Annotated in this window: 24 protein-coding genes; 3 read left to right on the forward strand and 21 right to left on the reverse strand. The window is 67.2% G+C overall.

Annotated elements, in window-relative coordinates; all coding sequences use genetic code 11:
- Positions 1-23: 23 nt before the first annotated feature.
- From ACTJI1_RS09525 to topA, 4 genes are all read right to left on the reverse strand, one after another.
- A complete protein-coding gene (locus ACTJI1_RS09525; RefSeq protein WP_440742430.1) occupies positions 24-1,610 on the reverse strand; it encodes an alpha/beta hydrolase in 1,587 nt (528 codons plus the stop codon).
- On the reverse strand, positions 1,607-2,800 hold the full coding sequence (locus ACTJI1_RS09530) for a DNA polymerase III subunit delta' (RefSeq protein ID WP_310134452.1): 1,194 nt from the start codon (positions 2,798-2,800) through the stop codon (positions 1,607-1,609). Before ACTJI1_RS09530 ends, ACTJI1_RS09525 begins: the two co-directional genes overlap by 4 nt.
- A gap of 61 nt (positions 2,801-2,861) precedes the next feature.
- Positions 2,862-3,482, reverse strand: coding sequence for a dTMP kinase (tmk, locus tag ACTJI1_RS09535; protein WP_440742431.1), 621 nt, complete (start codon positions 3,480-3,482; stop codon positions 2,862-2,864).
- Positions 3,479-6,280 (reverse strand): type I DNA topoisomerase, encoded by a 2,802-nt coding sequence (gene topA, locus ACTJI1_RS09540; RefSeq protein WP_440742432.1) that lies wholly within the window; start codon positions 6,278-6,280, stop codon positions 3,479-3,481. Before topA ends, tmk begins: the two co-directional genes overlap by 4 nt.
- Before the next feature lie 269 nt (positions 6,281-6,549).
- Between topA and ACTJI1_RS09545 the strand changes: the two genes are divergently transcribed.
- Positions 6,550-6,795: a hypothetical protein gene (locus ACTJI1_RS09545; RefSeq protein ID WP_310134448.1), complete on the forward strand. Its 246-nt coding sequence runs from the start codon at positions 6,550-6,552 to the stop codon at positions 6,793-6,795.
- Positions 6,796-6,872: 77 nt separating this feature from the next.
- Here the strand turns inward: ACTJI1_RS09545 and ACTJI1_RS09550 are convergent, their stop codons facing one another.
- From ACTJI1_RS09550 to ACTJI1_RS09590, 9 genes are all read right to left on the reverse strand, one after another.
- Positions 6,873-7,286: an Rv3654c family TadE-like protein gene (locus ACTJI1_RS09550; RefSeq protein ID WP_440742433.1), complete on the reverse strand. Its 414-nt coding sequence runs from the start codon at positions 7,284-7,286 to the stop codon at positions 6,873-6,875.
- A gap of 61 nt (positions 7,287-7,347) precedes the next feature.
- Positions 7,348-9,321, reverse strand: coding sequence for a recombinase family protein (locus ACTJI1_RS09555; RefSeq protein ID WP_440742434.1), 1,974 nt, complete (start codon positions 9,319-9,321; stop codon positions 7,348-7,350).
- Positions 9,321-11,471, reverse strand: a complete 2,151-nt coding sequence (locus tag ACTJI1_RS09560; protein ID WP_440742435.1) for a phage tail tape measure protein — start codon at positions 11,469-11,471, stop codon at positions 9,321-9,323. The genes ACTJI1_RS09555 and ACTJI1_RS09560 overlap by 1 nt, the downstream gene beginning before the upstream one ends.
- Positions 11,468-11,884 (reverse strand): hypothetical protein, encoded by a 417-nt coding sequence (locus ACTJI1_RS09565; RefSeq protein ID WP_440742436.1) that lies wholly within the window; start codon positions 11,882-11,884, stop codon positions 11,468-11,470. Before ACTJI1_RS09565 ends, ACTJI1_RS09560 begins: the two co-directional genes overlap by 4 nt.
- Positions 11,881-12,018, reverse strand: a complete 138-nt coding sequence (locus ACTJI1_RS09570) for a hypothetical protein (protein ID WP_440742437.1) — start codon at positions 12,016-12,018, stop codon at positions 11,881-11,883. The genes ACTJI1_RS09565 and ACTJI1_RS09570 overlap by 4 nt, the downstream gene beginning before the upstream one ends.
- A gap of 89 nt (positions 12,019-12,107) precedes the next feature.
- Positions 12,108-12,410 (reverse strand): WhiB family transcriptional regulator, encoded by a 303-nt coding sequence (locus tag ACTJI1_RS09575; protein ID WP_440742438.1) that lies wholly within the window; start codon positions 12,408-12,410, stop codon positions 12,108-12,110.
- Positions 12,391-12,765, reverse strand: coding sequence for a hypothetical protein (locus tag ACTJI1_RS09580; protein ID WP_440742439.1), 375 nt, complete (start codon positions 12,763-12,765; stop codon positions 12,391-12,393). Before ACTJI1_RS09580 ends, ACTJI1_RS09575 begins: the two co-directional genes overlap by 20 nt.
- A complete protein-coding gene (locus tag ACTJI1_RS09585) occupies positions 12,762-13,013 on the reverse strand; it encodes a hypothetical protein (RefSeq protein ID WP_440742440.1) in 252 nt (83 codons plus the stop codon). Before ACTJI1_RS09585 ends, ACTJI1_RS09580 begins: the two co-directional genes overlap by 4 nt.
- A gap of 435 nt (positions 13,014-13,448) precedes the next feature.
- Positions 13,449-15,485, reverse strand: coding sequence for a bifunctional DNA primase/polymerase (locus ACTJI1_RS09590; RefSeq protein WP_440742441.1), 2,037 nt, complete (start codon positions 15,483-15,485; stop codon positions 13,449-13,451).
- A gap of 671 nt (positions 15,486-16,156) precedes the next feature.
- On the opposite strand from ACTJI1_RS09590, the gene ACTJI1_RS09595 reads away from it, so the two are divergent.
- Positions 16,157-16,786: a hypothetical protein gene (locus tag ACTJI1_RS09595; protein WP_440742442.1), complete on the forward strand. Its 630-nt coding sequence runs from the start codon at positions 16,157-16,159 to the stop codon at positions 16,784-16,786.
- Here the strand turns inward: ACTJI1_RS09595 and ACTJI1_RS09600 are convergent.
- The 3 genes from ACTJI1_RS09600 to ACTJI1_RS09610 form a co-directional block, all read right to left on the reverse strand.
- Entirely contained in the window at positions 16,697-17,893 is a 1,197-nt protein-coding gene (locus ACTJI1_RS09600; protein WP_440742443.1) for a DNA-methyltransferase, read from the reverse strand. The two genes, ACTJI1_RS09595 and ACTJI1_RS09600, sit on opposite strands and share 90 nt — an antisense overlap.
- A gap of 130 nt (positions 17,894-18,023) precedes the next feature.
- Complete coding sequence (locus ACTJI1_RS09605; RefSeq protein ID WP_440742444.1) at positions 18,024-18,770, reverse strand: hypothetical protein; 747 nt, start codon at positions 18,768-18,770, stop codon at positions 18,024-18,026.
- A gap of 89 nt (positions 18,771-18,859) precedes the next feature.
- The gene (locus ACTJI1_RS09610; RefSeq protein WP_440742445.1) at positions 18,860-19,255 is read right to left on the reverse strand and encodes a hypothetical protein; all 396 of its coding nucleotides are present in this window, start codon (positions 19,253-19,255) and stop codon (positions 18,860-18,862) included.
- A gap of 109 nt (positions 19,256-19,364) precedes the next feature.
- Between ACTJI1_RS09610 and ACTJI1_RS09615 the strand changes: the two genes are divergently transcribed.
- On the forward strand, positions 19,365-19,592 hold the full coding sequence (locus ACTJI1_RS09615) for a helix-turn-helix transcriptional regulator (protein ID WP_440742446.1): 228 nt from the start codon (positions 19,365-19,367) through the stop codon (positions 19,590-19,592).
- 190 nt (positions 19,593-19,782) lie between these two features.
- Here ACTJI1_RS09615 and ACTJI1_RS09620 read toward each other — a convergent pair whose 3' ends face one another.
- The 5 genes from ACTJI1_RS09620 to ACTJI1_RS09640 all read right to left on the reverse strand — a co-directional run bounded on the left by ACTJI1_RS09620 (position 19,783) and on the right by ACTJI1_RS09640 (position 23,622).
- Positions 19,783-20,007 carry a hypothetical protein gene (locus tag ACTJI1_RS09620; RefSeq protein WP_440742447.1) on the reverse strand — a complete coding sequence of 75 codons (225 nt, stop codon included), beginning with the start codon at positions 20,005-20,007 and terminating at the stop codon, positions 19,783-19,785.
- A gap of 77 nt (positions 20,008-20,084) precedes the next feature.
- Positions 20,085-20,579 (reverse strand): hypothetical protein, encoded by a 495-nt coding sequence (locus ACTJI1_RS09625; RefSeq protein WP_440742448.1) that lies wholly within the window; start codon positions 20,577-20,579, stop codon positions 20,085-20,087.
- The gene (locus ACTJI1_RS09630; protein ID WP_440742449.1) at positions 20,566-21,279 is read right to left on the reverse strand and encodes a hypothetical protein; all 714 of its coding nucleotides are present in this window, start codon (positions 21,277-21,279) and stop codon (positions 20,566-20,568) included. The genes ACTJI1_RS09625 and ACTJI1_RS09630 overlap by 14 nt, the downstream gene beginning before the upstream one ends.
- 398 nt (positions 21,280-21,677) lie before the next feature.
- The gene (locus ACTJI1_RS09635) at positions 21,678-22,586 is read right to left on the reverse strand and encodes a type II secretion system F family protein (protein ID WP_440742450.1); all 909 of its coding nucleotides are present in this window, start codon (positions 22,584-22,586) and stop codon (positions 21,678-21,680) included.
- Positions 22,587-22,617: 31 nt separating this feature from the next.
- Positions 22,618-23,622: a TadA family conjugal transfer-associated ATPase gene (locus tag ACTJI1_RS09640; protein WP_440742451.1), complete on the reverse strand. Its 1,005-nt coding sequence runs from the start codon at positions 23,620-23,622 to the stop codon at positions 22,618-22,620.
- Positions 23,623-23,626 lie beyond the last annotated feature (4 nt).

Raw genomic sequence — 23,626 nt, forward strand, 5'->3', positions numbered from 1 at the left:
TCTCTGCAAAATTGCACCACTCGTCAGCAGGTCTTCCCCGTCTCGGGGAGAGTCCCCTTCACGAGGTAGTCGTCGACGGTGTCGTTGACGCACGAGTTGGACTTGTTGTAGGCGGTGTGCCCCTCGCCCTTGTAGGTGAGGAGGTGGCCGTTCTGCAGCTCGGAGGCGAGGTTCTTCGCCCACACGTACGGCGTGGCCGGGTCGTTGGTGGTGCCGACGACGAGGATGGGCGCCGACCCGTCCGCCGAGATGGGTCCGCGCTGACCGGTGGCCTTGTACGGCCAGTTCGCGCAGCCGATGTCGCCGTACGCCATGTAGGGGCCGATCACCGGAGCCGCCTTGGCCAGTTCGGCCGCCTGCTGCCGCATCAGGGCCGGGTCGGCGTCGTAGGTGTAGTCGAGGCAGTTGATCGCGACGAAGGCCTCAGTGGAGTTGTCGGCGTACGTGCCGTCCGCCGACCGGTTGTTGTAGGTGTCGGCCAGGGTGAACGCGACCGAGGCGCTCCCCTTCATCACCGAGTCGAACAGCTTGTCGAGGTACGACCACGCCGTGGCGTCGTACAGCGGCGTGATGATCGCTGTCACCAGGGTGTTGGCGCCGAGTTCGCGTCCGTCGGAGTTCTGGATGGGGCTCTTCTCGACGGCGGCGAGCAGCTGCGCGACCGTCGACATCGCGTCGTCGACGGTGCCGCTGAACGGGCAGGCCTTCTGCGTCAGGCAGTTCGTCAGGTAGGCGCGCAATGCGCTCTCGAAGCCCTTCGCCTGCACCTCGGTGACCTCGAAGTTCGTTGCCGCGGGGTCGAGCGCCCCGTCGAGGACCAGGCGGCCGGTCTTGCCCGGGTAGAGCCCCGCGTAGACGGCGCCGAGGTAGGTGCCGTAGGAGTAGCCGAGGTAGTTCAGCTTCGTGTCGCCGAGGGTGGCGCGGAGCAGGTCGAGGTCGCGGGCGGCGCTCACCGTGTCGACCTTCGGCAGCGGAGCACCGGTGTTCTTCTGGCAGGCTTCGCCGAAGTCCTTGGCCACGGTCGTGTTCTCGGCGATCCACTGGTCCGATCCGCGCGCCCCGGGCGTGATGCCGTAGAGGTACTGGTCCATCTGCTTGGCGTCGTAGCACTTGACGGCGGTCGACCGGCCGACTCCGCGCGGGTCGAAGCCGACGATGTCGAAGTGGTCCTGGAGCGTAGCGTCGGCGACGTAGTCCACGGAATCCTTGACGAAGTCGAAGCCGGAGGCGCCCGGGCCGCCGGGGTTCGTCAGGAGCGACCCCTGCTTGGTGCCCTTGGCCGGCTGGCGGATGAGCGCGAGCTCGATCTTCCCGGCACCCGGGTCGTTCCAGTCCAGCGGAGCCTTCACCGTGGTGCACTGCTTACCGCCGTCGCACGCCGTCCAGTGCAGCACCTGGCTGTAATACGGCTGCAGCTCCGCCGAGACCTTGTCCGGAGCCGGCTTCGAGGTCGTGGGAGCCTTCGACGGCAGGAACCAGGTCACGCATCCGGTGAGGGTGAGCGCGACGACGGCCGCGACGGCCACGGCGACGGTTCGGATCGCTCGACGGTCGCGCGCTCCACGGGCGCCCGACCGGGCGGGACCCGGCCGTCGGGTGCGGGTGATCACAGGTCGCTCCCCTTTCGCGCGTTCGCGCCGCGCAGGATCGTGGTCAGCATGGCCTCGAGGGCGAGGGCCGGGGCGACGTTGCCGTCGATCCGCTCCCGGGCGGTGGCGACGGCATCCATCGCGGCGAGCGTAGCGGCCGGAGTGGTGTGGGTGCTGAGAGCATCCAGCTCGCTCCGCAGCTCCTGGTTGACCAGTTCGCTGTCGCTCCCCAGCTGCAGCATCATCACGTCGCGGTAGAGCGAGAGGAGGTCGACGAGGATGCGGTCGATGCCGTCCCGGAGGCTGCGGGTGGCACGCCGCTTCTGGTCCTCCTCGAGCTGGCGGAGCTGTCCGCGGAGCGCCGGCGGGATGGTCCCCCCGGGTTCGATGCCGAGGGAGCGGAGCGCGTGCTCCCGCTCCTCCGCGTCTCGCTCCTCCGTGATCGCCTTGGCGTCGGCGCCCGCGATCTCCAGCAGGGTGGCCGCGGCGAGCACGGCGTCGGAGACCGAGCGGATGCCGAGCGCGAGCTCCAGCGTCTGCTCCCGGCGGCGCCGGGCCTCCTCGTGGGTGGCGAGACGATGCGCCATCCCGATGTGGCTCTGCGCATGACGCGCGGCACGCTCGGCGGTCTCGGCGTCGACGCCGTCGCGACGCCGGATCAGCTCGGCGACGTCGCCCACGCTGGGGACGCGCAGTCGCACCGTGCGGACGCGCGAACGGATGGTGGGGAGGAGGTCGGCGTCGCTGGGCGCGCACAGGATCCACACGGTCCGCTCCGGCGGCTCTTCGAGCGCTTTCAGCAGTACGTTGGAGGTGCGCTCGGTCATGCGGTCGGCGTCTTCGATGATCATCACGCGGTACCGGCCGACCGACGGCGCGAACTGCGAGCTGGCCACCAGTGAGCGCACCTCGTCGATGGAGATGATGACGCGTTCGGTGCTGAGCACGGCGAGGTCCGGATGGGTGCGCGCTTCGACCTGGCGCCGGGTGGCGAGGTCGCCCTCCGGGGTGCCGGGGCTGAGCAGGGCGGTCGCGAACGCGTAGGCGAGGTTGGAGCGGCCGGACCCGGGCGGACCGGTGATCAGCCACGAGTGGGTCATGCCGCGGCCGGTCGCCGACCCTGTGGATGTGGGCGCGGCCGAGCCCTCCGCGGCGGCGCGGACGACCTCGATCGCCTCGTCCTGCCCCGTGAGCTCGTCCCACACCGTCATGCGTCCAGGCTAACCGTCACCGGGGACACGCTCGTGCACCGTTCCGCCGCCCCGCGCCCGGTCAGACGCGGTCGGTGAGCCGGTCGCGGATCTCGGCCGCGATCTCGTCGACCGGTCGTGCGGCATCCACGACGAGGAACCGCTCGGGCTCCTCCTCGGCCAGCCGGAGGAACGCCGCGCGCACGCGCGCGTGGAACTCCGAGCGCTCCGCCTCCAGCCGGTCGTACCGGGTGCGCGAGGTGTCGAGCCGCGCCCGTGCCGAGTGCTCGTCGAGGTCGAGCAGGATGGTGACATCCGGGAGCAGTCCCTCGGCGGCCCACAGGGAGAGGTCGCGGATCTGGCCCGCGTCGAGCACCCGGCCGGCACCCTGATAGGCCACGGACGAGTCGATGTAGCGGTCCTGCAGGACGATCTCTCCGCGGGCGAGCGCGGGACGGACCACCGTGGCGACGTGGTGCGCCCGGTCGGCGGCGTACAGCAGCGCTTCGGCACGCGGGGCGATGTCCCCGCGGTGGTGGAGGACGATCTCGCGGATCTCGACGCCCGCGTCCGTCCCGCCCGGTTCGCGCGTGCGGACCACCGTGCGGCCGCGACCGGTCAGCCACTCCTCGAGGAGGGCGGCCTGGGTGGACTTGCCCACGCCGTCCCCGCCCTCGAGTGTGATGAAGAGGCCGCGGCTCACTCGGCCGGCTTCTTCGCGGCCGAACGCGTGGCGGCCGGCTTCTTCGCGGCCGGCTTTTTGGCGGCCGTGGTCTTGGCCGCCGTCGCCTTAGCTGCCGTCGTCTTGGCCGCCGTGGTCTTGGCCGCGGTCTTCCGCGCCGGCTTCTTGGCCGGACCCTTCGCCCGCTTGTCGGCGAGCAGCTGGACGGCGCGGTCGAAGTCGACCTCGTCGACGGTCTCGCCGCGCGGGATGGTCGCGTTCGTCTCGCCGTCGGTCACGTACGCGCCGAAGCGGCCGTCCTTGATACGGATGGGCTTGCCGCTGACCGGGTCGGCCTCGAACTCCTTGAGGGCGCTGGACGCCCGGCGGTTGCCGTACTTCGGCTGGGCGAACAGCTCGAGCGCGCCGGGGAGGTCGACGTCGAAGATGTCGTCCTCGCTGGGCAGCGACCGCGTGTCCGTTCCCTTCTTGAGGTACGGGCCGTAGCGTCCGTTCTGCGCCTGGATCTCGTCGCCGGACTCCGGGTCCAGCCCGACCACGCGCGGCAGGTCGAGCAGCTTCAGCGCGGTGTCGAGGTCGATGGTCGCGAGGTCCATCGACTTGAACAGCGATGCGGTGCGCGGCTTGGCGGCTGCGGCCTTCTTGGTCTTCTTGGCCGGCTCCGCCACTTCACCCGTGTTCGGGTCGACGGTCCCCTCTTCTTCGGGGTCCGCTTCGGTGACGTACGGGCCGAACCGGCCGTCCTTGGCCAGCACCAGCTTGCCGTTCTCCGGGTTGGTTCCGAGCACGCGGTCGGTCTGCACCGGGGCCTCGATGAGCTCGTGCGCCTTCGCGGGCGTGAGCTCGTCGGGTGCGAGCTCCGGCGGGATGTTGACGCGCCGGGGCGGAGCGTCGGGGCCCGCCGTCTCGTCGGGCACCTCGAGGTACGGACCGTACTTTCCGATCCGGAGCGTCACACCGTCGTCGATCGCGATCGAATTGATGCTGCGCGCATCGATCTCGCCGAGGTTGTCGATGACCCGGCGGAGTCCCTTGTGCTTGCCGCTGCCGAAGTAGAAGCTGTTGAGCCAGTCGACCCGCTCCGCCTCACCGTCCGCGATGCGGTCGAGGTCGTCCTCCATCTCGGCAGTGAAGTCGTACTGCACCAGGTCGCCGAAGTAGTCCTCGAGCAGGCGCACGACGGAGAACGCGACCCAGCTCGGGACCAGCGCCTGTCCGCGCTGGGTGACGTAGCCACGGTCGATGATGGTCGAGATGATGCTGGCGAACGTCGACGGACGGCCGATGCCGAGCTCTTCGAGCGTCTTGACCAGGCTGGCCTCGGTGTACCGCGGCGGAGGGGTGGTCTCGTGCCCGTCTGCCGCGACATCCTGGACGGTGAGCGGCTGCTTCTCGGTCAGCGGCGGGAGCTTCGCCTCCGCGGCGTCGGAGCTGTTGCGCTCCTCGTCCTTGCTTTCCTCGTAGGCGTTCAGGAACCCGCGGAAGGTGATGACCGTGCCGCTCGCGGTGAACTCCGCGACCGTCCCGTCGAGCGGACCCTCGGTGATGCGCGCCTCGACGGTCACGGAGGCGGTCTGCCCCTTCGCGTCGGCCATCTGCGAGGCGACGGTCCGCTTCCAGATGAGGTCGTAGAGCCGCAGCTCGGGACCGCGCAGCGAGCGCTCGAGTTCGGCGGGCGTGCGGAAGGTCTCGCCCGACGGCCGGATCGCCTCGTGCGCCTCCTGGGCGTTCTTGCTCTTCGAGGCGTAGGTGCGCGGCTTGTCCGGCACGGTCTCCGGACCGTAGAGCTTCGCAGCCTGGGAGCGCGCCGCATTGGTCGCCTGCTGCGAGAGCGAGGCGGAGTCGGTGCGCATATAGGTGATGTAGCCGTTCTCGTACAGCGACTGCGCGACGCTCATCGTCTGCCGGGCGGAGAACCGCAGCTTGCGGGCCGCCTCCTGCTGCAGCGTGGAAGTGGTGAACGGAGCGGCCGGGCGGCGCGAGTACGGCTTGGAGTCGACCTTGGAGACCTGGACGTGCGTGCTGGTCTGACGGATCGCGTCGGCCAGGGTCGTCGCCGACGCCTCATCGAGGGTCCGCGCCTCAGAGGTGAGGCGACCGTGGTCGTCGAAGTCGCGTCCCGTGGCCACGCGGGTGCCGTCGAGCCGCGCCAGCCGCGCGTCGAAGGCAGACGCATCCTCGGGCGCGAGCTGAGCCGTCAGACCCCAGTACGACGCGGGCACGAAGGCCAGGCGCTCGCGCTCGCGATCCACGACCAGACGGGTCGCGGCGGACTGCACGCGACCGGCCGAGAGCCCGGGACCGACCTTCCGCCACAGGACCGGCGAGACCTCGTACCCGTAAAGGCGGTCGAGGATGCGGCGGGTCTCCTGGGCGTCGACCAGCGCGGTGTCGATCTCGCGGGTGTTGTCGCGCGCCTTCTCGATCGCCTCGCGGGTGATCTCGTGGAAGACCATCCGCTTGACCGGAACCTTCGGCTTCAGCACCTCGACGAGGTGCCACGCGATGGCTTCGCCCTCGCGGTCCTCATCCGTCGCGAGCAGGAGTTCGTCGGCGTTCTTGAGGGCGCGCTTGAGGTCGGCGACCGTCTTCTTCTTCTGATCGGAGACGACGTAGTAGGGCTCGAACTCGTTCTCGACGTCGACGGAGAACTTGCCCAGCGAGCCCTTCTTGAGCTCCGGGGGCAGGTTCTTGGGCTCGATGAGGTCGCGGATGTGCCCGACCGAGGCCATGACCTCGTAGCCGTCGCCGAGATACTGGGCGATCGACTTCACCTTGTTCGGAGACTCGACGATGACGAGTTTCTTCGTGTCAGGCACCTGACTCCTCTTAATATGCACACGCTGTGTCGTCCACAGCTGTCTGTGTCGTCCATGACCGGACCGGCGTTGCGCGCTCCCCCGCGGCGACGCTGTCCCCGTCCGGGGCCGGTCGTCCGACAGGCAAACCATACACACCTTCGCCGCTTGTCCGCCTAATCCGTCCCACGACGTTCGCCGTGGGCGCAGGAACGCGATCGGCCTGGGAACCGCCGCGTGGCGCCGTCGCCGACCTTTGCCACCGCCCTCCTCGGGAGGACAATGACGGTATGTCAACGACGACGATGTACACCGCCAAACTGATCGACGGCCCCCTCGAAGGGAAGACGATCTCCACCGGTTTCCTCGACTCCGGGGACGCCCGGCCGCGCCTCGAGATCTCGGCACCGGCCGGCTCGAAGCACTACCTCTATGTCCGGGCATCCGGGGCCGAGGTGGAGTACGCCTCCGATGACGGACGGGGTTCGCAGCCGACCGCCGTCTCGTACCGCTATCTCGAGACGGTCTTCGACTGACGCGGGCACGGCCGCGTCGCCCGCTGATCCGGCCGCGTCGCCCGCTTCCCGGTCGCGTCGCCCGCTTCCTGGCCGGATCACCCGCCCGGACCGGGTCCGGCCCGGGCGGACGCGGCCGCGCCCAGGCCGAGCCATGGGGTGACGGCCGTCACGTCCACCGTCGCCCCGGACTGCGCGCAGGACGCGATCGCGGCGCCATTCGCCCGTGCGACGTCGTCCGCCCTGTCGCAGGGGACGCCCGGTATCCGGCCGGACGCCGCGTCGGCCGCGGCGAGCGCCGCCAGATCGGCCGCGGCCGCAGCACGCGCGTGAGCGGACACAGCGCCCACCGCCGTGAGCACCCCCGCTGCGACGGTCAGCATCGCGGCGACCATCCCGATCGCCAGGATGCTGCCGGAACCGCGCTCGGAGCCGTGCTCGGATCCGTGCTCGGATCCGTGCTCCGGGCCGCGCTCGGGTCCGCCGACCCGACGGACTCGTCGAGTGCGCACGCGCGCGCCTCGAGCCGGATGCCCAGTCTCGCCAGCACCGTGCCGGCCGTGTCGGTCAGGGTCACGCATACCATCTCTCCCTCGTGGTCGATCGATCGAACGGCTCCCCCCGCTCCGATGGAGCCGGGGTCGTCGCCGCGACCGGCGAGCCGCGCGGCCGCCGACGCGCTGCCGGCGAGCCCCACGTAGCGGGCGGCGCCGAACACCGCGCCCAGGCACAATGCGAGGCACACGACGACCGCCGGCAGAGCCACGGCGAACTCCGCCGTGACGCTTCCCCGCTCACCCTCCGGCGAGCGCACGATGCACCAGCTCCGACAGGATCGCCTTCACCTCGTCGCCCTTGAGCAGTGCGACCAGCACACCGGCGAATCCGACGGCCGCCAGGGTGCCCCGTGTCTTGGTTTCCCGAGGTCGGAGAACTGGGTCGGGGACCCGCATCCTCCGCGGAGTTGCTGGCAGAGCCATCGTCGAATAGGCGCGGGTCGATCTGGCCCGTGATGCGGATGGACTCAGGCTCCGAGCCGCTGATGTCACCGAACATCGCCACGCGGATGTCCAGGATTTCGATGACCTCCCGACGCTGGAAGGCTGGCATGCTCTCCAGCCTTCCCTTGGCCCTCTCAGCGAGTCGCGCGAGGTCAGTTAGCTTCTGCGCCTTATCGGTCGCCGAGGCTTGCAGAGCGGCGTAGGCGGCTCGTCGGTTTTTCAACTCGTCAAGCTCTCGCTCGATGTCCGCGAGCGCCTCGCGGAGCGGCTCCGGGTTGTCGGCCAGCAGCAGTTCGCGGCTCGCGTTGGCGCGTCCGCGCTCCAGCTTGGCGATTTCCTTCTCGATGCCCGCCACTGCGCGCTCGGTCAGGTCGTCGCTCTGCTCGGGAACTTCGAGCCACTGGCGCGCCATGGCTTCGAGCCGTGCCGGGTCACCCAGCAGCTTCACAACTTCAGCCCACACCCGAGCGTCGATCGCTTGCGACTGCACCTGCTTGCACCGGCACTTGTCGGCCCCCTTGATGTGCTTCCGTCCTGAGCAGCGGTACACGTCGTAGTCCTTGGCGGCGATGCTCACGCCGATGTAGTGCGCGCCACACTCACCCACGAGACGCGTTGAGAGCATCTGAGTCTTCGGCGCTGCCGACATTCCGCGGGTGCTCCGTTGCGTGAGCGCTCGGATGACCGCGTTGTGCTGCTTGAGCGTGAAGGGCGGCTCAGGAAGCTGCAACTCGATCGGGTCGCCGTAGACCGGCTTGCCGTTGCGGTCGAGCTTCGTGTGGTGGCTTCGCTTGTACATCGACCCGGATTCGGGCGCACCCCACATGACCTTGCCCGTGTGCATCACCGGGTTCGCGAGGACACGGCGCAGAACGTCCGGGTTCCAACGGCCAGCCTTCCGGGGAGCGAGGCCCATGTCGTTGAGGCGATCGGACACCTGACCCGCGGTGAGGCGCTTCTTGACCAGCAACTCGTAGGCTGTGGCGAGCACCTCCCTCTCCCGCAATTCGGGCACCGGTCGCGCATCGCGCTTGGTGCCTTCGAGCTGCCATCCGTAGGGTGGCTGTCCACCGGGCCACTGCCCGTTTCGCCCCTTCGCTCGCTGGCCCGCCACCGTCTTCGCCACGATCTGCTCGCGGTCGAGCTGGGCGAAGATGGCGGACATGCCGAACATCGCCCGTCCTGCCGGAGTCGAGAGGTCGAAGTTCTCCTGGATGGAGACCAGCGATACGCCCATGTCGAGCAAGCGCTGTGACTGCTCGATGGCGTGGTGCGACACGCGTGAGAACCGCGAAATGTTGAGGACGACGAGGGCGTCGAGCTTGTTGCTCTTCGCGTCCGTCAGCATTCGCTGCCATGCCGGGCGGTCCTCGCGGGTGCCGGATACCCCAGCGTCCTCGTACTCGTCGACCAGAGTCCACCCGCGTCGCTCGATCTCGCGAAGGCAGACCTCACGCTGCTCGCTGAGCGAGGTGTTCTCGATCTGGTCGGCGGTGCTCACCCGGGTGTAGATCGCCGCCCGGGTCGGCTCATTCTTGGTTGTCATCAGAATTCACTCCTGGGTCGGGAGAGGGCGTCGAACAGTTCTTCCTCGGTCGAGAGGGAAGAGTTCTGAGCGGCGACGTAGGTGAAGGTCTTGTTGTTGTTGGTCGTGTTGGATGCGGCCTGACCGCCGACCACCACGACCTGCTGCGGCTCGGAAGTGACCAGGCCCTCGATCTGCTGGTCGATCTGGGGCTGCATCGCGTCGAGACCGTTCAGTAGGCCCTCAACGATGTTGACGCCGAAGCCCTCGAAGACCCGAGAGGGCGAGTGGATTCCGAGGATGTTCTTGAAGGTGTCGACGATGCCGCCAGTCACCGACTTGATCCACGAAATCACCCCGTTCCACGCCGACTTGAGTCCGTTCCAGAGTCCCTGGACGATGTTCTTGCCGATGTCGTTGAGCCAGTTCATCGCGCCGTCGAACACACCCTTGATCCAGCCCGGGATGCCGCGGAGCCAGTTGATCGTGTTGTTCCAGGTGTCCTGAACGAACGACCCGATCCCGGACCAGAGACCGTTCCACCAGGAAGCGATGCTCGCGCCGACGCCGACCAGCCAGGAGTAGTACCCCTGGAAGACGCCCCGGATGAAGCCGATGAATCCGTTCCACACCGACTGCACGAAGTTGCCGACGCCGGACCAGAGGCCGTTCCACCACGAGGCGATCCCGTTGCCGATCCCCAGCAGCCAGTTGTAGTAGCCGAGGAACAGCGACGTGATCCAGCCCACGAAACCGTTCCACACGTCCTGGATGAACTTGCCGATCTTGCCCCAGAGGTCGTTCCACCATCCGAAGAACCCGTCCATCACCCCGGTGAACCAGCCGATGAAGCCGCTCCAGATGTCGGTTACGAACTTGACCACCGAATCCCAGTTGGCGACTAGCAGCACGATGGCTGCGATGAGTGCCACGATCGCAAGGATGATCCATGTGATGGGGTTGGCCAGGAGCGCGGTGTTCATGGCCCAGGTCGCCACCGTCACGGCCACGAACGCGGCTGCGAGGATGCCGAGCGCGGTCGCCACGATCTGGATGACGATGGGGTTCTCGTTCATCCAGGTCAGCAGGCCGTCGAGTACCGGCAGCAGCACCGACCCCACGTCGCTGGCGATGGATGAGAACATTGCCTGCACCGAGCGCCACTGCTTCTCGACACCCTGGTTGGCGGTGTCACCGGCCTTCTGCGCCGCCCCGGTGAGGTCACCGAGTCCCTGGACTGCGCTGGAGGGGTCGAAGGCGAGGATCGCGGCGGCGTTGTCTTCCCATTTGGTGCCGTAGAGCGCGAGGCCGGCCGTGTTCTGCGCCACCGGGTCCTTGATTCCGCGGAGCTTGTCGGTAACCAGATCGAGCATCTTGGCGGCTTCGGGTCCACCGGCTGCCATGGCCTTCTGGAAGTCGGCCGCGCTCACGCCGAGGTTGTCGAAGCCCTGTGCGGCCGAGGCCGTCCCGTCAGCGGCGCGCAGTGACAGCTCTTTCAGCGAGTCCGCCATGGCGTCGGAGTTCCGGCCACCGGCCGCGAGGCCCTGCGAAATCAGGCCCATGGCGGTGCCGCCGTCGATGCCCATCTTGTTGAAGATGGTGCTGTACTCGGTGAAGGTGTCGAGCAGGTCGTCGCCTTGCTTGCCGGACTTCTGGAAGCCGACCGTGATGATGTCCATGGCGGACGAGAAGTCGGGGGCGAGGCCGTTCTTGACCATGTTTCCCGCGGCGGCGAGCACTGACGGGAGCTCCTGGCCGAAGATGCTGGAGACGTTGAGCGCCTGTCCGGTGACCTTGCTCAGCACGTCGTCGGACACCTTGCCGAATCCGCCGGTCTGCTGGATCACCTGGGCGAGTGCGTCGTTGACCTGGTCCATCGAGTCGCCGTAGCCCTGACTCCAGAGCTTGCCCGCGATTTTGCCCGCCTTCTCCGCTTCGGGTGCGGAGAGTCCGAGCTGTGCCGCCATCCGGTCGTTGGCGGCCTGGATGTCGATGGCGTCGCTGATGCCTTTGCCGAGCGCCCCGGCCACTGCAACACCGATCGCTGCGGCGGCGAGCACGCCCTTCGCGCCCATCCCTTTGAGCTTGTCGGGGAACTTGGACACGACGCTATCGGCCTGGGTGTCGTCCAGTTCGATGTAGCCAACGAGCGTTCCGATATCGAGGCTCACGGGATGTCCTCACTGTTGCGGGGAACGAGTCGGTATTGGACGAGGTACGCGGCCACGCAGTCCTTGCATCGGGCCTGGCGCGCGGGGTGGCCCCGACGCCTGCGGTAGAACTCGGTGAGGGGAAGTTCACGACCACATCCGGAGCAGCGCCTCGTCTCCGTGGGTGCAACTTCGTCGGTCTCGAATCGAACGAGATAGCGCCTCGCTAGTTCGCGGTAGATGGCGCGCTCTTGGTCGGGGGTGATCGCGCTGAACATGGGGTCCCATTCATCCAGCTCGATGCTGAGGTCTCGGGCGATGTCCGCGACGCGCTTGTTGATCTCGGCCGGGGGCACGCCCTTGGTGTTGATGAAGCTGTCCTCGCAGATCTCGCCGACGATGATCCCGATGGTCTTGAAGCCGTCGCCGCTCACCGCCACGCCTCCGTTCGGGCTGCTTCGAGCGCCGCGAAGTTGTCCCAGAAGTCGGCCTGACGGTCGGCGCGGCTGACGCCTCCGCGTCGGGCTTGCCGGTCGAGCTGAACGAGTGTCGGCAGGTGCCGGATCACTCCGATGATAAGTCGCAAAGTGCTTGTCCTCTCTTGGTCGCACTTCCAGAAAAACATGAGAAAAACCCAGGTCACAATTGGTTTATCGCTTACGAACTTGTCGACAGGCTCGCTCCCCACACCCCGTCCGGTTCAGGGCATTCGGTGGTGTAGGCGCGGCACTCATCCAGGAGGGGACACTCAAGGCATCGCGCTGCGGCGGAGAGCCGCTGCATCCTGTCGCTGGAGGTCCACCCGCCTTCCGGGTCCTGGACGCAGGGGACGGTTGAGCCCTGCGCGACCGCCCAGCGAACCGTCTCGATGAACCCCCGGTGCAGCACCGCACGCATCGCGTCCGCTTGCCTCGGGGTCTTCTGCGACCTTCCGCGGTGGTCAGACACCGGGGAGCCCATCAGGGGACTGGCGTTCCCCGTCGAAGCCGTCGAGCAGGTGCAGCCCCTGGAACGCCGGATCGTTGCGTTGCATCACGGCGTCGACGAGTTGGCGCACCACCTCCTGCTGCACGAGCGCGGCTCCGGTTCGCATTGCCGGTGCCAGCGGCCGGCCGAGGTCGGGACCGCCGTCCCGGACCCAGATGCGGGCCTGTCGTGTAACCGCGAGGACGGTGGCCAGAGCGTCCCGGAACACCACCTGCCCGCCGTCCAGATCGTCGGCCGCGACGAGTTGCGCGAGGAGGAGACGCAGGGCTGTGTCCGCCTCTCCGAACTGTTCCTCGAAGGCGCGCTTGTCGACAGCGAGGCCGCTCATGCTCGTGCCTCCAGCTCGCGCTCGAACTCGGCGGTGTCGCCCAGCAGTTCGACGGCGCGGTTCAGCAGGTCGAACCGACGGAGCGCGTCACGGAGGCGCAGCAGCTTGTCGTCACCCTCTCCAAAGTCGAGAGCGTGTGCGGCTGCTTCGAGTTCATCGACAGCGCGGCTGAAATCGCCATCCAGTGCCCCCTCCTGCCAGTTGATGAGGCTCAGCCGTTCGGCCTTCGCCCTCTCGTGCTTGTTCATGCGGTGTCCTTTCGGTTGCGAGGGTTGATGTAGTTCGGGTCGAAAAGGCGGCGTGCGCGCCGGAAGTGAGGGCGGCAGAGCGAGTGCACGTGGGCGGAGCGTGTGCAACCCGCCACCATGCACTCGGGGGCCGGTGCGGAGACGAGAGGGAACTGCTCAATCTCCGTGCGGTGCTGGTCGATCCAGTGCTGGCCGCTCATCGTGAGAGTCCTTCCTTCTCGGGCCGTGCATCCGGCAGGTGCACGCGCCCCCCTTTCAGGAGGGGGGCGCAGCGTGCACTTTCTGTGCCACGGGACTGCGTGCACCCCCGTGTACCTGGCCGTGCCCCGTCAGGACCCGGCAGAGAGGCCGTCACGTGCACCTGCGTGCACCCCTCCGTGTACTTCTGGCTCCGAGAGGGTGCGTGCACCCCTGCGTGTACTTCCGTGCCGCCCATCAGAAGACCTGTCCTCTCGTCTCCGGAGTCGCCCGGAAGATCGCGACGGACTGACCCGCGCGCTCGCCCACCGCCTCGGTCGCCAGCTCCTGACGGACGAGCCTCTGCAGATCGCGGCGCGCCTTTTCCTTGCCAGCGCGCGAGTCGTCGTCGCGGAGAGAAGCCAGGTCAGCGGCGCTGAGGCCGCGGTCACCGGCGCTCAGAAGCAGGTCGATGGTTGTCGTCCCCTGGAGGACGGTCGTGACTCCGGCCTGGTGGTCGTGATGGAGTTGCCACGGGCCGAGCGTCTCGGCGGGCTGCTTCAGGTGCACCAGCTCGACGGTGGTGTCGCCAGCCTCCCCCCAGAGCAGGATCACAGAACCTGCGCCAGCCGTCAGCCATGCCGAGCCGTACACGCTCTGGAGGTTGTTCGGCTTGGTGCCGTTCGCGCCGTTCTTGACCATGTGGTGGATTTCAAGCACCTCCACCCCGGCTGCGAGGGCGAGCTGACGAGCGCGGTTGTAACCGGCCCCCACCTCGTCCTCGGTCAGGCCGATCGCCGCATCCTTGAGCGAGTCGATGATCACCGTGTCCGCACTGGCCTGCTTCGCCATGTCGAGCAACGTCTCGGGATGCGCGGCCAGGTCCGCAGGCGGCGGTCCCTGCCAGACGACCAGTCGCTCATCGAGCATCTGTCGCTCGTGAGGTCGGAACGAGCGCCGAAGCGAACGTGCGATCTGGCGCGGTCTGTCCATGGCGAGGTAAAGAACACGCCTCTTGGAAGGGACCACTGGCAGCCCCAGAACATCCCCACCCAGTCCGATGCGACTTCGCACGAGTTGGTTCGAAAGCGTGGTCTTGCCGACCCCGGGCGGTCCCACCACCATGAGCGCTTCGCCCTCGGCCCAGAGCACTTGCCCGCCGTCGCCCCACACGGCGGGCGTGCCGTCAGGGATGTCGAGAGTGAACTCGCCGCCGTCGACCATGCGTCCCGGGTTGTCCGCATCGAGTCGTTGTTCGTCGGCAACTCGCCGCCGAGCGGCGGCGGCGATGCGGAGCCGGTCTGCTGCTTCCTCGATGGCCTTCTCGCGAGCGTCTTCTGTAAGGAGCTGGGGCTTCGACTGCTCGATGTCCCAGACGGACCAGATGGTCTTCTGGAACTCCGCCTCGTCGAGCGGTTCGGTCAGGAGCCCGTTGGCCACCCTCAGCTCAACCTCGAACAGGTCCGGCTCGGAGCGGTGCCTCGATGCCTTGTGACCGGCCACCTTTGCCAGCCAGTCGTTGCGCCCGCCCTCGGCTGGAGGATTCGAGAGCAGTTCGGAGAGCAGGCTTCCTCTGGGAGTTGCCGTCCCCCGCGAGGCTTCTTGCTTCGAGCCGGTCTTGTGACGACGGACTGATGGCGAAGGGAGGCCTGCTTCCGCGAAGATCGCATCGACCTCGGAGTCCAGGAGCACGTGCTCGATCCCGGCGTTGTCCGGCGCGACCGTGTAGAGCTTCCCGGTGTCCTCGTGCCGGGTGCCGGGCATGATGATGTAGGAGCCTCGGCCGGTCTTGATGTCCATGCCGTCACCGAGTGCGCCGTTGCCGGACTGAATCGCCGCCGCTGCGGTGGCGGGGTCGTACTTGTAGATCAGGTGACCGTTGCCGTTACCCCGGCCGGACAGGTGCTTGCGGGTGTGGGGGAACGACTCCAGGTAGCGCCCGCCGTGGTTGAGGTCCACGTCGAATGCGATCCGGTCGTCCCCGAGGTTCGCGCCGATCCCGGCGTTCGGGTGCTGACCCCACCACTTGCGGATGGTGTCGGCGTCGGTGGTGCCGTCCCAGGCTCCGTGACCGATCTGGCCACACTCGCCACGGCACCGGCTCTTGCGCTCTTCGTTCTTGTGAGGGTTGGGGAACAGGGGGACCTTAGTCCCAGGTCGGATGGGGAACACGTGCCAGCCCTCGGCCGCAAGCGCGAGTGCTTGCTGGAGGTTCGAGTCCCCGTGATCAGCCGACTGGTGTTCAGGGAGGGTTATGAGGAGTTCGCGCGTTGCTGTGTCGAGCCTCGGACTCATGCAGCCACCGCCCTCGCGGTCGGCTCGTCCTCGTCGAACAGGATGCTCAGAAGGGCAGAGATTTGCTCGTCGGGTAGTTCGACGGGCGTGAAATCAGATCGAATGCTGGGGTTGTGAGCCACCAGAGCCTCCACGGATCACGCGGAGTGCGCCGAAACGAGAAAGGAGCACTCCAAGTCCAGACCCGGACGCTGTTGCGTCGCGGTGGATCTCGGAAATGCTCCCGGCATTCAGGTTTGACCAAGCCAGATCTCACCTCGCTGGCGACGGGACCCGCCCGTCGTTCTCCAGCGCCTTTGTGTTTCGTTCTGGATCCAGCAAAACATGGCGAGGGTCATGACCACAAGTGTTTGACTTGGCGTCAAGCTCGCCCGCTGCGCGGGATACGACGAAGCCCCCGCCACCTGAGCGAGGGCCTGGCCGAGAACGAAACAGCTCGGGAGCTGGCTTCCCACCCATCGAATCAGGCGGAACGAGCGGGAACAATCTCTCCATGACGAAGCCCCCGACTGATCGAGCCGGGGGCCACGCCTGCAATCGCGGAATCATCCCGCCACTTCGACGAAAACACAGCCCGCAGGGGAGTGCAAATGGCCCCAGTTCGGGGCATTTTGCTGACGTCAGCGTGAATAGTGCTGACGTCAGCGTAAGTGTCCGCTACCGTGTCTCAAATGATCACCAGACAAGAGGTAGACCCCAGCAAGTTCAATCCCGCGGCGTCCATGCCCTACAACCTTCGAGTCCTCGACTTCCAGTCCGCCATGCAGGACGTCTACGACTTCTTCTTCGACGTCAATAAGCACCTCCGAGACAAGAAGCTTCCGCGACTCGATGACATGCTCCGGAAGGCCAATCTCTCCGGCACCATCTCAGACATGCTCACCGAGTCGATGGCGAAGCACTCGCGGTCCCTGACCACGAACAACTACCACAACGGGCACCCGGACCTGATCGTCAAGGGCGTGTATCCGAATGACTCCGTGAAGGCTGGCGAGCAGGGAATCGAGATCAAGTCCACCCTCAAGCGCGGCGGCGCAGTGGACACCCACGGTGGTCGCAAGCAGTGGTTCTGCGTGTTCGTCTACGAGATTGACAACCACACCGAGCCTGCGGACAGCCGGACTCCTCTCGTGTTCCGCGAGGTCTACCTGGGAGAGGTGGACCCGGACGATTTCCGCATCAACAACCGCGGCGCACTCGGCACACGGACCTCAACCCTCGACCGAGATGGAATCGACCGCCTCCGGGGTAACTGGATCTACTTCGACCAGCCGAACCCGGTCCGGCAGCGCCGCAAGTAGCGGGATCGACCTAGCAGCCAAGTCGGCATAGGTCGGATCGAGTTCGACCCCGACCGACTGGTATCCGACCGCCTCGGCTGCGGCCAACGTGGATCCCGATCCGGCGAACGGATCAAGCACTGTGCCCTCCCCCAGTGGGAGGATCGCGCGGACCACCTGTCGCAGGAAAGCCTGCGGTTTCAGCGACGGGTGGTTCGCGAGCTTGCGCTCCTTGGCATGTGTCGGAGCCGACTGAATCACATCACCGAACGGACGCTCGGCCGAGATTCTCCGTAACCCACCGGTGCCCCACTTGCGGAGGTTCTGAGCGACCGTCCCCTCGGTGGGCTTCCGAAACAGCAGCCACGGTTCCCAGTTGGATCGGGGCATCACCGAGACGTCCGAGAACTCTTCATGTGCGTTCTTCGGCCTGTCGCCGCCACGCATGGTGGTGACGAGTCGAACGATCTCACCACGACGTTCGAATCCGGCCGCATCCAGGGCATACGAGACGAGGTGACTCACCAGGGGATTCGCCGCAACCATGACGTGAGCGCCCGGGACGAGCACCGGCTTGAGGGTCTCGCCGAACCTCCGAAAGAAGCGTTCGAGGTCGTCCAGCTCTGAGCTGCTCAACGTGGTGAAACGGGGCAGCGGCGCGCGCGTGTGACCGTCGAACGATGGTGGAATTCGCCACGTCCCACCACGGCCGGCCCTGAGTTTTGCAAGCTCCATCGGTGTGTACTCGACCAGTCCGTAGGGCGGATCAGTCACCACACCATGAATTGAGTTCTCAGGTTGTGAGGCCAGCCATTCGAGCGAATCCGCTTGGAAGAGTCGCGTCTTGCCGTGCTTGAAGACCGGCTTACCTTTGAGCTTTACCTGGTCAGGCTCGGCGGATTCTTCGCTCAGCGCGTCGGCTAGCCGGTAACGGCCTCGCCCCAGTCGCTCAAACTTGCCGGGCGTATTGAGTTGGAGATACGACCTGATTGAGGACGATGGCACGACCTCTCCAAATGCCTCTTCCAGGTATCGTTCAATTTCTCCGATGGACGCCCCTTCACCAGGGTTGCGGCTCAGGCACTCCGCGATACCGTCGCGAATCTGGCCAGGCTGAAAGCGTCCCATGAGTCCCATTCTGTTTGACGTCTAGACGTCATTCTATTGGGGGCCACCGACATTCAAGAAGTCGACGCGCAGTCCCGGGCGTGGCGTAGCGAGGGGCTTTCATCGGGGACGTCGATCCCCCGAAGAAGCCCTACTTTCTCAGCATCTCTGCGATGTCGCGGACTCTCTGGCTCAAGTAGAGCACGCGCTGTTGCGAGGGCCGACCCGCCGCATGTAGATACGTGGCCACATCGTCGATCCGATTAGTCTTGCGGACCAACGGGTCATTCTTCGGCCCGACGAGGCCTTCGCTCTCCCCGGCTTCGCGGGCACTGGCAAACGCGTTGAGCCGGGTGCCGCTGCCATCGCTCCCGTGGGCGAGACGGTTCCTGATTGCGCGCAATAGATCAAGCGTGGAGGTCGACTCAGCATCACTCACAAGGATGGCAACCTTCGCCGTGTAATCAGAATGCAAATGCTTCTGTGCCATCCTCAACCAGCTATCGGTGTCATCAAAGGTGACGTTGTAACCCTTGGGGTCTACAAATTGGGCGATCTGCGGGGCCGTCGGATGAGTCGGGACGATCAACGAGTCCTTGCGAATTGCAGTGAGACGGCTCCGCAAATTCCCCTTGTCGACCAGCTCATCGATCTCCTTCTGGATTACCCCGACGAACTTGCTTGGACGCTTCGAAATGGCAGCGATGTACCACCGGTGCTGGAACAGTTCCCACTCGCCGCCGAGCCGAAACCCGAAGTCCGCAGCCAAACCCTTGCGAAGTTCGAGTTCGTTACCCGCGCGCTGAACAGCGGAGTATGTACGTTGGTAGAGGTCCTCAAGCTTGACTAATCGAGCCTGGAATCCGTCCAGCGTCCGATTCGGGTCCATCGGTGGCATAGGCAGAAGCTAGCAGGCGGTAACCGCTCACGCGCGAGGGGTAACCAGAAACCGCCCGGTTTACCTGTGAGGGGCCGGCCGGTTCTGCGTCACTTCGCAAGGTAGGTTTCGAGCGCCTTCTCATACTTGGCCTGCTGGTCGTCAGGTGTGCCCTGGGCGAGGAACGAGAGCATCACGCGGCCGTCCTTGGAGACGTAGAAGCCGCCTGCGCTCGAACGGCTGGTCGCGCGTTTGATCCCGTCCTTGCTGGGTGCGGTGATGACGGTGACGTTCTCGGTTGTGTAGAACTGCTTGCATCCGTACTGGTCGTCCTCGCACCATCCCTTGGAGGTGTTGTCGCGGGGCTGCTCGGCGGGCAGTCCTGCATCGGTGAATGCCTTCACGATGGCCTCGGCCTTCGGGGCTGCGTCCGCCCCTGCGCCACCGGCGCATCCGGTGAGGATGAGGATTACGGCTGCGGCGACGACTGCGGCTGTGCGCTTCAATGTGACTCCTTGCGTTTGGAAATCTCTGAGTTTGTCATGGTGAAGGTTTCTTCACAATAGTGAAGGTTTCGACACTGCGCTGGGCAGCGCGTCGGGCTGGACTTGTCGGGTGGCTTTCCCGACCCGTGACCCGGATTTTGAGGCGTTGCGGTTTGAGTTGAGCAAGCTCCGAGCCGATCGTGGTTGGACCTACGACGAGCTGGCGGAGCGCTCTGGGGTGACCCGTAGGACGTTGATTGCGATTGAGACGGGCACTACCCACGGGCGGCTGGAGTCGTGGTTCCGGATCGCCCAAGCCTTCGGTGTCGACCTGGGCGACCTCCTGAAACCGCTGTAGCTACGCGCCGCCTGCGAGGTTGACGGCGACGCCGATGGCGACAACTGCGCCTCCGGCGAGGCCGCAAACGAGCGAGCTGACGAGTTCGCGGATGATGTGTTGGACCATGTGGTTTCCTCTCGATGCGATTGCATCTCCGAGAAAAACACCGCGAAGCTTTTCGCCACAATGATCGAGCGGTTCTGTTCCCTCACCAGGGGTCAGCCCGGGTTTCCAACTGCGGCTCGTATCCCTTGAACTCGTAGATAGGGCAGTTGCCAGTGACCGCGCACAGATCGAATCGTTCGCGCCATCCGCCGTCGCCGGGGATGAAGATCGACCGGGGCCAGCGCCCACGGATCGGCCGCACCGGGATGACCCGCTCCCAGTCGCCCCGGCGGACCACCGCTCCCGTCCACTCCTTCTCGTCGAACATGAGCGCGACGCTACTCAGACCAGCCTTGATGGGAAAGACAGCGGCGGACGAGTACTTCCCTCGCCCGCCGCTGCCTTTCATACCGCCCGGAGTGACCCCGCAGGGATCACCTCGCCCGTCGCTTCGTCCATCGTCGGATTCATCCGCGGCTGGCCTTCCGCAACGGTGTGAATCGCTCCGATGATCGTGCCGAGGAGACCGCGCGCTTCCTCCATGCCGCCATCGCCCGGGTCGAGCTTGACCATGTTGGAGTACGCCCGTGTCAGGGCGTCCATCCCCTGCGCCGTGAGTTGGAAGTCACGCGCCCCGGTGGCCTCCGCGAGCCGGAGACGGGCTTCCTCCAAATCTCCGAGCATTTGGAGCCCCAGAGTGGCCCGACGCGCCTTCGCATCAGCGAGACGGGCTTCCGTGGCCTTCCGGGTCTGCGCTCGGTCGAAGCTGAGCCCGGCTTTCTGAGCCACGATGGATACCGTGCGCCCGGAGACGCCGACCTCACGGGCGACTTCGTTGCGTCCGCAACCCGCCTCGATGAGGTCGACAATCTCCTGACGCTTGGCGTCACTCAGCGCCAACGGGTGCCTCCGTGTTGATGTTGCGCGCCACCGCGTCCAGCGACTGCACCTTGTGGGCGATGTCCGCCGCTTCACCCGGGTCCTCGTCCTGTGCGGTCGCGCGCTCGTCGGGTGCCACGCGGTTCAAGTCGGACCACGCCTCGATGCTCACGTCGCCATCGACCGCCTCACGGACGACGCGCTCCCACGCAGCCTGCTTGCGGGTGCCGCTCTCGCCCTCCAGGGCCTTCACTGCGTCCTCGTCACCCAGCTCCACGAGGCGCTGGAACACCCGGTCCTGGACCTCCGCCACAATCCCGGCCGTCACTTGGTCGGAGTCGTCACCCTGGGCCTCCAGGTAGGTGGGGAGCTGGTCGATGATCGCCGCGAGGCGGCGCTTGTCCGCCTGCTCGATGAGCCGGACGAAGTTCCGACCCGCGCCCAGGAGCCTCTCGACCTTGCCCCATTCGCTGGCGGTGATCGCCGCGGTGTCGGCGTTGGTCGGAAGCAGTCCAGCCACCACGGCGCTTCGCGCGCTGGTGTCCACCTTGGTGGGCGTTTCCGGGAGGGTGGCGAGCAGCTCGGCTCGTGCCCGGTTGAGACGGTTGACCCGTTCGCGGGTGATCGCGGAGTGATTCCAGTTGTCGTCCTTGAAGGTCGCTGCAGCCTTCTGGGCGGCGTTGAACTTCTGCAGCGCTTCGACGTAGTTTGTTGCGGTCATTTCGTAGTTTCCTTTTCCTTGGTTGGGCCTTCGCCCTGGGTAGGACCCCGGCAGCGGCGCTGACGGGGCTTCTTGCCGTCAGGCCGCTTTTCGGGCGTCCATCTGGAAGCGGAAGATCGGGAAACTAAGCACCGGGGGACGATCGTCCCCTGCGCTCGGGTTTCCCTGAACCGAGTAACCAGACGACTGGGGACGAGGATCGTGATCGCGTACTCCGCCGTCGCCGCGCCTCGGTCGCTCGCGAGGCGTCGCCTCAGCCGCGCGAGCGCTGACCTCAACGCACCGCTCGTGACCCTCTCCATGGGACGCTCCTTCCTTCCGAGTCCGCTCGACCCGTCTGTTCCATCCTTCGGCGAGGGCGTTCGTTGCGGGCGGGATCGCCCCGATCTGTGGAGAACTCACCGGAGCACCGCCGCTGTGGAGGAGACGAGAGAAAGCAGGAGAGGGACGACCGCCAGCAGAAGGAAGCTGGGCAGCACACAGACACCGAGCGGCAGCATGAGCCGCACACCGAGCGCGGCAGCCGCCCGCCGCCGCTCCGCGCGGTCCGACCGCCGCCGCTCTCGAGCGGAAGCCGTCAGAAGCTCGGTCGCGGGCGCTCCAGCGGATTCCGCCAGCCGCAGGATGCGCAGCGCGGGACCGTCGTCCCCCCAGGGCAGCCGGGCAGCGTCCGACGCGCGCCGGGCCGCGGCCACCGACGCTTCGACGGACGAGCCTCCGGCCAGGCCGACCGCGATGAGCTCCTCGGCCAGGCCGACCATCGGAACGCGGCGCAGCGCGCGACGCACGAGCCGGCGCATCCACCAGCGGCCCAGCAGCATGAGCGCGGCCCCGGCGGCGAGTGCGCACGCCCCGGGGACGCTGGCGACCGTCGCGGCGAGGTCGGTTCCGAGCGCGACGGCGAGCACGGCTCCGCCCGCCGGCAGCCACGACATCAGCCGCGCGGTCGCCCGGGGGCCGCTGAGCGCCACCTCCGCCTCGCGTTCGGCCTCTGCCGCCTCTCGAAGCGTCTCGGCGACCACCCTCAGGACATGGCCGAGAGGAGCGCCGGCGTCTTCGGCCACGCGCCAGGCGGCAGCGACGACGCGAAGGTCGTCCGACGGGGCGGCACGAGCGAGTGCACGAGCGCACGACGGGTCGATCTCCAGGGAGGAGGCCACCTCGGCCGCGACAGCGTGTCCGCCGTGCTGCGCGACCGCCTCCCATGCCGTGCGCGGCGACAACCCCGCGTCGAGCAGGACCGCGACCGCCTCGACGACCGCCGCGACGGCGTCCGCGTTCCGTCCGGGCGCCTCACGCCGATTCACAGCGCCTCACCCCGCGCCCGCGCTTCGCCGCTCACGGCGACCCCCCGCTCCGCGGCATCCGCTCGATCACCAACCGGCCGTCCGCGCCGGTACCGAGACGCCCGAAGCCCGCGAGCCGCCGCATCCCCTCGACCCGCTCCAGATGCACCACGAGACCGATGGCGCTGACCGCCTGCCGCGCCAGCGCCCGGTCGCCCAGTCCGGCGAGCGCTCCCAGAGCCTCCAACCGCGCCGGCACGTCCTCCAGCGAGTTGGCGTGCAGCGTGCCCGCACCCCCGTCGTGGCCGGTGTTCAGTGCGCCGAGCAGGTCGCGAACCTCCTCACCCCGGCACTCGCCGAGCACGAGCCGGTCGGGACGCATCCGCAGGGCTTCGCGCACCAGACGTCGCAGATCCACCCCGCCGACACCCTCGAGGTTCGGCTGCCGCGTCTCGAGGCCGACGACATGAGGATGCGGGATGCGCAGTTCGGCGACATCCTCGATCACGACGATGCGCTCGGTCGGCGGGGCGTTCGCCAGCAGGGCGGCGAGCAGCGTGGTCTTGCCCGCTCCCCCGGCGCCCGTGACGAGCAGGTTGGTACGCGTCTCGACCGCTCGGATGAGCAGCGCGCGGTCCCCCTCCGACAGTGTTCCCGCTGCCACCAGCTCGCCCAGCGCCGGCTGACGGCGGGCCGGGATCCGGATCGACAGCAGCGCACCGCCCGTCGACACCGGAGGCAGGACCGCGTGGACCCGCACTCCGCCGCGGAGCCGGACGTCCACGAAGGGCGACGCCTCGTCGAGGTGCCGACCTCCGGCCGCGACGAGGCGGACCGCGAGCTCCCGTGCCCCGGCCCGGTCGGTCCGCCAGCCGTCCTCGCGCCGGAGCCCGTTGGGCGTGCCGTCGCTCCAGAGCTCTCCGTCTCCCAGCACGAACAGATCGCTCACCCCCGGCCGGAGAAGGTAGGGGGCCAGCGGCCCGAACGTGCGCCAGAGCCCCGGCTCCCTGCCGGCCGGAGAGGATGCGATGGCCTCAGAAGATTCGTCAGTCGTCATGACT

It is taken from the genome of Leifsonia sp. 22587 (assembly GCF_052044215.1).
Lineage (GTDB): Bacteria > Actinomycetota > Actinomycetes > Actinomycetales > Microbacteriaceae > Leifsonia > Leifsonia shinshuensis_C.